Source organism: Cephaloticoccus capnophilus, assembly GCF_001580045.1.
GTDB classification, from domain to species: Bacteria; Verrucomicrobiota; Verrucomicrobiia; order Opitutales; family Opitutaceae; genus Cephaloticoccus; species Cephaloticoccus capnophilus.
Window position 1 is genome coordinate 1 of sequence record NZ_LSZP01000012.1, and the last position, 8,221, is coordinate 8,221.

The 8,221-nt window shown below is 65.9% G+C and carries 4 protein-coding genes; all 4 read right to left on the bottom strand.

What is annotated here, in order from left to right:
* Window positions 1-327: 327 nt before the first annotated feature.
* Window positions 328-2,502, bottom strand: a complete 2,175-nt coding sequence (locus tag AXK12_RS01520; RefSeq protein ID WP_231863475.1) for a copper-translocating P-type ATPase — start codon at window positions 2,500-2,502, stop codon at window positions 328-330.
* A complete protein-coding gene (locus tag AXK12_RS01525) occupies window positions 2,499-5,789 on the bottom strand; it encodes an efflux RND transporter permease subunit (RefSeq protein WP_068711017.1) in 3,291 nt (1,096 codons plus the stop codon). The genes AXK12_RS01520 and AXK12_RS01525 overlap by 4 nt, the downstream gene beginning before the upstream one ends.
* Before the next feature lie 49 nt (window positions 5,790-5,838).
* Complete coding sequence (locus AXK12_RS01530) at window positions 5,839-7,518, bottom strand: efflux RND transporter periplasmic adaptor subunit (RefSeq protein WP_068711018.1); 1,680 nt, start codon at window positions 7,516-7,518, stop codon at window positions 5,839-5,841.
* A 140-nt stretch (window positions 7,519-7,658) separates the two neighbouring features.
* Window positions 7,659-8,060, bottom strand: coding sequence for a hypothetical protein (locus AXK12_RS08745; protein ID WP_156468775.1), 402 nt, complete (start codon window positions 8,058-8,060; stop codon window positions 7,659-7,661).
* Between the last annotated feature and the right edge of the window lie 161 nt (window positions 8,061-8,221).

Here is an 8,221-nt window from a genome sequence, read left to right on the forward strand (position 1 = left end):
GCGTGGGGCGGCGGTCAGTGACCGCTTCCATTTAATTTGGGATTTCGCAACGCGCTATCGCGCGAAAGCGAAATCCCAAATTTGAAAGCACTCTCCCCTGTCGCGTTGCGACAGGGAGGAGAAAGTAGAATGATAACCCGTTTGGGCGAGGCGGGGAAAATCATCAGTAAGCTCCCGCCTCCAAGTTTGGGTTCCTTTTCACAGAGCCGCTTGGTTGCTGTGCGAATGCACGGCAGCCAAGCGGCTCTGTAAATGGGTGCAGGCACAGCCTGCCGCCCCACGCGTAGTGGGAAAAGCGTACCAGCCCGTGCTAGGCGGCGGCGTGGGTTACAGCGTTAATCTGCGGAGGCGGAGGGCGTTGGTGACGACGCTGAGCGAGGACAGGCACATGGCGATGCTGGCGAGCATGGGGCTGAGGAGCCAGCCGGTCAGGGGGAAGAGGAGTCCGGCGGCGATTGGGATGCCTGCGCTGTTGTAGGCGAAGGCCCAGAAGAGGTTTTGGCGAATGTTGCGCAGGGTGGCGCGGGCGAGGGTGCTGGCGCGGGCGAGTGCGGCGAGGTCGCCTTTTACGAGGACGAGTCCAGCACTATTGATGGCGACACCGGTGCCGGTGCCCATCGCGATGCCGACGTTAGCGGCGGCGAGGGCAGGGGCGTCGTTGAGGCCGTCGCCGGCGAAGGCGATGCGCTCGCCTCGGGCTTGGACGGCGCGGACGAGTTTCTGTTTATCCGCGGGGCTGAGTGCGGCGTGGACTTCGTCGAGCCCGAGTTGTGCGGCGACAGTGCGTGCGGTTTCTTCGCGGTCGCCGGTGGCCATGATGATGTGGAAGCCTTGGGCTTTGAGCGCGGCGAGTGCGGCGGGGGTGCTGGGTTTGATCGCATCGGCGAGGGCGATGAGTGCGGCGGGGGCGCCGTCAATGCGCAGGCAGACGAGCGTTTGCGTATTTGCGGAGCTATCGAGTGGGGCGGCGGCGATTTCCTCCGCGCTGGCTCGGGTAATTTCTACTCGGCGACCCGCGACGGTGGCGCGGACGCCCGCACCGGGTGTGGCGTGGAAGTCGGACACGGGCAGGAGGCTGAGGCCGCGTTTTTGGGCGGCTGCGACGATTGCGCGGCCAAGCGGGTGTTCGCTTGGGGCTTCGGCGGAGGCGGCGAGTCCGAGCAGGGATTCTTCGCTTTCGCTACGGCCGCCCAGCGGCGTGATTGCGCTGAGGGTCGGTCGGCCTTCGGTGAGCGTGCCGGTTTTGTCGATGATGAGGGTGGTGCTGCCGGAGAGGGCTTCGAGTGCGGCGGCGTCTTTGACGAGGACGCCGACTTGTGCGCCGCGGCCGATGCCGGTCACGAGTGAGACGGGGGTGGCGAGTCCGAGCGCACAGGGGCAGGCGATGATGAGGACGGCGACTGCATTGAGTAGGCCGAAGAGCCAGGCGTGTTCGTTACCGAGCAAGCCCCACGCAAAAAATGTGAGTGCGGCGACGCCGAGGACGCTTGGCACGAACCAAGCGGAGACGCGGTCGGCGAGGCGGGCGATGGGCGGTTCGCTTTCGATCGCTTCTTCGACGAGGGCGACGATTTGCGCCAGGAGCGTATCGGAGCCGACGCGTTCGGCGCGGTAGGTAAAGCTGCCAGTGGTGTTGAGCGTGCCTGCACTGAGCGTGTCGCCCGCGCGCTTTTCGACGGGGAGCGGCTCGCCTGTTAACATGGACTCGTCTATCTCGGCTCCGATGCGCGCGCCGTTTGGCTCTGCTAGCAAAACGCCATCGACGGGGAGCGATTCGCCGGGGCGGACGCGGAGGAGGTCGCCGGGGCGGATTTGGTCAACGGGCACGTCTTCCTCGCTGCCGTCTTGCGCGCGGATACGGTGGGCGGTTTTGGGCGCGAGCTGCATGAGGCCGCGTATCGCGGCGTCAGTGCGGGAGTGGGTGCGTTGTTCGATGATTTGGCCTAGCAGCACGATCGCGGTGATGAATGCCGTCGCCTCGAAATAGAGGGGTGGCAGCCCTGCAGCCCCGCTCATTCCTGCCGCTGCGCCGTGCATGGCGCTCATCCCGCTGCGCAAGGTTTCAGGAAAGTGCTGACTGAAGAGGAGGCTCGCTGCGCTATAGAAATACGCCGCCCCGGTGCCGGTGACGGTGAGGGTAAACATGTTAGTGTCGCGCTCGCGAATGGAGTACCACCAGCGGCGGATAAAGGGTGCGCCCGCCCAGAAGAAAATGGGCGTGGTGAGTGCGAGTTGGAGCCAGCCGTTGAGCGTGGGGGGCAGCCACGCGAAGGCCCAGGGTGCGAGCATCTCGCCCATCGAGAGCGCGAGGACGGGCAGGGCGAGTGCGGCGGCGACGTAGAGCCGGGGCCGCAAGTAACGCTCGTGCGGCAGGCCCATATAGACGCGTTCATTGGGAGCGGGAATGGCCGCCTCAGGCTGATTTTGGGGCGCGGGGGCCGTCGGCCCGGCGTTATGAGTGGCTTTCGCGGAGGAGGCGCAGCAGGTGGCTTTAGCGTTCATTTGAGCTGGGTGACTTTTGAGGCTTTCTTTAATTTCCGTTCTTGGATCCAGGCGAAGATGACGGGGGTGACGATGAGGATGTGGAGGAGGCTGGAGAGCATGCCGCCGACGACGGGGGCGGCGAGCGGGCGCATGACCTCGACGCCGCTGCGGTCGAGCCAGAAGAGCGGCGTGAGCGAGGCGATGGTGGTCGCGACCGTCATGACCTTGGGCCGCAAGCGCAGTCGCGCGCCTTCTTTAATGGCGGCGAGCAGGTCCGGGCGCTCAAATGTGCGTCCTTGCGCGTGCGCCGCCTCACGTCGTTTGGCGAGGGCTTCCTCTAGATACACGACCATGATGACGCCGGTCTGGATGGCGGTGCCGAAGAGCGCGATGTAGCCGACCCACACGGCGACGCTAAACGGGTAGCCGAGTAGGGCTTGGAGGAGGACGCCGCCGGTCAGCGCGAAGGGCACGGCGAGGAGCACATGCGCGGCCTCGCTCGCGGAGTTAAAGGTCATGACGAGGAGCACAAAGATGATCCCAATCACTGCCGGGAAAATCAGCGCGAGCGTGCGGCGGGTGCGCAGCTGGGCTTCGTATTGGCCGGAAAACTCGAGTGTTTGGCCCGGGCTGGGGCTGAAGTCGCGGTCGAGTCGCTCGCGCACTTCGGCGACGAAGGAGCCGAGGTCGCGGCCTACGACATTGGCCTGCACGAAGACGCGGAGCCGTCCATTCTCGCTGGCGATTTCGTTGGGCCCGACTGTGCGGCGGATGTCGGCGACTTGGGACAGCCGCACCTTCGCGCCCGAGGGCGTGTTGAGCGGGAGTTCGGCGAGCGCGTCGATGTCGCTGCGGTCGCCGTGTTCGAGCCGGACTTGGATGGGCCATTTCTCGCGTCCGCGTAGTGTGGTAGAGACTACGCGGCCTCCGATGCCGGCCTCGACCGTGTCGTAGAGCTGGCGCAGCGAGAGCCCGTAGCGGGCGAGCGCGTCGCGGCGGGCGACGACTTCGAGGTAGGGTTTTCCCTGGACGCGCGAGGGGGCGACGCCGACCGCGCCTTCGACTTGCGAGATGATGCGCTCGATCTCGAAGGCTTTTTCTTGGAGATCGCTTAGGTCGGTGCCGAAGAGTTTTATGCCGAGCTGGGCGCGGATGCCGGTGCTTGTCATGAGGATCCGGTTTTCGATGGGCTGGAGGAAGCCGGGGACGTAGCCGGGGACTTGCATGAGGCGTGCGCTTAGGTCGGCGATGATGGAGTCTTTGGTCGTGCCGGCGGGCCACTCGCTCTGCGGTTTGAGCAGGATGGTGGTCTCAATCATCTCGACGGGTGCGGGGTCGGTGGCGGTTTCGGCGCGTCCGAGCTTGCCGGCGACAGAGGCGACGGCGGGGTGCTCGCTCATCACGCGGTCTTGCCAAGCCATGATTCGCTTCACCTCGGTGAGAGAGGTCGCGGGGAGCAGCACCGGCATGAAGAGCAAGGCGCCTTCTTCGAGCGGGGGCATGAATTCGCTGCCAAAGCCGTTTGCGCGCGTGGCGAGTGAGTCGGGGAGCCGCGCGCGGAGTCCGCGCGGCACGCCGAAGGCGACGAGGCAGGAAAAGGCGAGCAGTGCGGTGGCGAGTGCGAGGACGGTTTTTCGCCAGCGAAGCGCGGCATTGAGCAGCGGGTCGTAGACGCGGAGCAGGGCGCGCATCAGCCAGTTTTCGCTTTCGGGCGTGAAGGGGCCGCGCACGAGCAGTGTGCAAAACACGGGGACGGCGGTCACGGCGAGGAGGACGGCCCCGACGAGCGCAAAGGTCTTAGTGTAGGCGAGCGGGTGGAAGAGTTTCCCCTCTTGGCCGGTCAGCAAAAACACCGGCACAAAGGCGAGGATGATGATGAACATAGAGAACACCATCGGGCGGCCCACTTGGCGCGAGGCGCTGAGCGTGAGGGCGAAGATCTCCTTGGGCGTCAGGGCGGGCAGATCCTTTTTATTGGCGGCAGGGTCGTCGCCCGTGCGGTCAGCTCGGGGCCGCCGCGCGTCCGTTTTCTGTTTTGCCAGGGTCGCCCGCTCGCAGTGGCGGATGACGTTTTCGGTCATCACAATCCCCGCATCGACGAGCACGCCGATTGAGATGGCGATGCCGGTTAGCGACATGATGTGCGAGGGGATGCCGAGCCGATCCATCAGGATAAACGAAATGAGGATCGCGGCGGGCAGCGGCAGCGTGACGATGAGGATGCTGCGGAAGTGAAAGAGGAAGAGGATGTGCGCGAGGGTGACTAGGAGGATCTCTTCGGTGAGCGCGTGTTTGAGCGTGTTTATGGCGCGGTCGATTAAGTCGCTGCGGTCGTAGCTCGCCTCGATCGTGAGGCCTGCGGGGAGGCTGGGGGCGAGTGTGGCGAGGCGCGTCTTGATGTCGGCGATGACGCGGTGGGCATTTTCGCCATAGCGCATGACGACGATGCCGCCCACGACTTCGCGGCCATCGACGTCGAGTGTGCCACGCCGGAAATCGCCGCCGATTTGCACGCGGGCTACGTCGCGCAGTAGGAGCGGGGTGCCGCTGCGCGGGGCGAGGACGACTGCCTCGAGGTCTTCGGCCCGCTCGACGAGCCCGACGCCGCGCACGACGTATTCGGCGGCGTTTTCCTCGATGGTGCGCCCGCCGACATTGAGGTTGGCCGCGGCGACCGCATCCATGATTTCGCCGAGCGTGAGTCCGTATTGCTGGAGTTTGAGCGAGGAGACTTCGACTTGCCACTGGCGCACGAAGCCACCGATTGAGGCGACCTCGGCGACGCCCGGGACGCTCGCCAGTTCGTAGCGCAGGACGTTGTCTTGCAGGCTGCGCAGTGTGCCGAGGTCCTGGGTGCCGGATTCGTCTTTGAGGTAATATTGGTAAACCCAGCCGAGGCCGGTCGCATCGGGGCCGAGCCGGGCGACGACTCCGGCGGGGAGCAGGTCGGGGCCGAGCGAGCTAAGCCGCTCAAGGACGCGCGTGCGGGCGAAGTAGGTGTCGACCGAGTCCTCGAAAATGACGGTCAAAAATGAGAACCCAAACATGGAGCTGGCGCGGACGGCTTTGACACCGGCGAGCCCTTGGAGCGAGGCGCTGAGCGGGTAGGTGATTTGGTCTTCGACTTCTTGGGGAGAGCGGCCCGGCCAATCGGCGTAGACGATGACTTGGTTCTCGGAGAGGTCGGGCAGCGCGTCGATGGGCACGCGCTGGAGCGCGACGATGCCCCAGGCGCAGAGCGCGAGGAAGCCCGCGATGACGACGAAGCGGTTGTGCAAGGACCAGTGAATGAGGCGGTCAATCATGATTGAGCACGATGCGTTAGCGGTGGTTTTCGGCGTGCGCGGGCTGCGCTCAATGGAGCTGCTCGCCGCATTCGAGCATGAGTTCGCCGAAAAAGGGGTTTCGCAGTTCCGCCGAGCGGGAGAGCCAGCGGCCCGTGCCGAGGACGGGTGTCATCGGGCATTGGAAGAGGTGCAGCCCCGCTTTGCCGTGGTGCAGCTGTGCTGCGCGAGCGAGGTCGGCGAGGGCGGTGCTGAACGGCTCGAAGGCGTCGCGGGCTTGCTTCAAGTCCGCACCTTCGGCGAGCGCGGAAGTGAGTGTCGCCAGTTCGTCATCTGGATGCGTTGCCGAGTAGGCGCGGCTCGTTTCGCGGAGTGCCGGGAGGGTCCGTTGGTAGCCGGGGAGGTCATCAGCGGCGAGCGCGTGGGCGGCATCGGCTGCGGCGAGGGCCGCCGCAAGCAGCGCCGTGCGGGTCGCTTCGTTTAGCGGCGTGGGGCTTATGTGGGATTGCGCGGGAGCATCGGGCTGGGCCGAGCTGGCGGCGTTTTCAGGCTGCGCGCTGTGGCTTGCATTTACCGCGGCGAGTTGGGCTTGTCCATCGAGGATGAGCCCGCCTTCGGTGACGACTCGCTCGCCGACTGCGAGGCCGCTTAGGATTTCGACTTGGCCTTCTCCATTTTGGCCGAGCGTCACGGCGCGGGCGGCGTAGCGGCGCGGGGCTTCCTCGACAAAAACGATCGCCTCGCCGCGGTGCTGGAGCACGGCGGTGCGGGGGACGAGCAGTCGGTCGGGGGTGGCGGCGCGGAGGAGTGCGGTCGCGGTTTGGCGGCGTAGGAGTTTGCCTTGGGCGTTGTCGAGGACGACGCGGGCGCGGGCGGTGCGGGTGACGGGGGCGAGGTTGGGATCAATGAAGGCAATGGGCGCGCGCAGCACTTCGCCGGGGAGCGAGAGCAGCGAGACTTCGACCTCTTGGCCGACGCTGACCCACGCGAGGTCGGGCTCGTAGAGGTCGAAGATGAACCACAGTTGCGAGAGGTCGCAGAGCTCAAAGAGCGTGTCGTTTACCGAGACATATTGCCCTTCGTAGGCGGCGCGGGCGACGACGGTGCCGGAGAGCGGTGCGCGGACGGTGTGCAGTGCGGTGGCGCTGTGTGTGGTTTCGAGGGCGCGGATTTCGGCTGCGGTGAGGCCGAGCTCGAGGAGCCGTTCGCGTGCGGCGGCGCGGTCGGTGGCGGCGAAGGCTTCGCCTGCGCGGAGGTGTTCGAGGTAGTTGCGCTGTGCGGTGAGGACTTCGGGGCTGTAGAGCACGGCGAGCGGCTCGCCGGCGCGGACTTCGGCTCCGACGTAATTGACGTGGAGCGTTTCGACGCGGCCCGGGACGCGCGCTGCGAGGATGCGGTGGCGCGTCTCGTCGTCTTCGATGCTGCCGTTTACCCGGAGTGTGCGGGTGAGGGTGCCGCGAATGACGGGCGCAGTCTGGATGCCGCTGACGCTGTGTTGGGTGGCGCTCAGCGTGACGAGTGGCGAGGCGCTGTCGTTCGCTGTTGAAGGATTGGCGGCCGGGTCGTCGTCGAGCGTGACGAGCACGAGCGGCATGCCGCAAATGGTGCAGCGGCCGGGCTTGTCCGAGGTGATCCACGGGTGCATCGGCGACTGGTAAATCTGTTTAGCTGCGGCAAGTGCCGGTGGCGCGAGCGGGGCGAGCAGGGCTAGTGAGGCGAGCAGAAGGCGGAAAGAGGAGAGCGGTTTCATGGCTGAGTAGCGGGTGTGAAGTGGCTAGGGCAGGGCACAGCACGGCTGTGCGCGGGCGGCTGGGGATCTCGACGAGCGGGCAAGGGGCCGCCAACCGAGCGGCTCGCTAAAATAAAAGGGTCTGCGACCCCTGCGGCTGCCTAGAGTCGCCAGCGACACTGAGTGACTCGCAGTGCGGGAGTCGGTGTCGCTAGGGCCGGATCGGCGGTGGCTCTCGCAAGAGCCTGTGTGCTCGTATCCGACGAGGTCGCCGTCAGAAACGGCGCATAAAATAGAGAGGCCGCTGTGGCACGGGCGGCGGCGCGGCGGGCTTTGAGCTGCGGGGCTTGGGCGGTCGTCGGCGAGTGTTGGGCCGCGCTGCCTTGGCCTCCGCGTGTGGGTGTTGTGCAGCAACTGTCTTGGCTGGGTGACACGTCACAACAGCATTCACCACCGCACTCGTCGTTCGCGTCGTCGTGCAAGGCCTGCCCCTCAGACGCGCCCGCTCCGCCGAGGAGGGCGAAGGCGCAAAGGAGGAGGGCAAGTAGCGCACGCAGCGACATAGGTAGAAGCCCTTATCGCGAACGCAGCCCAGCGCAAGGGCGAGTTTGGGTTTGATTAGGGGCTGTTCCTCCCACTGCGCGTGGGGCGGCAGCGTGTCGCTGCACCCATTTAGATTTTGGTTTCGCCTCTGCGCGACGCGCAGAAACGAAACCAAAATCTG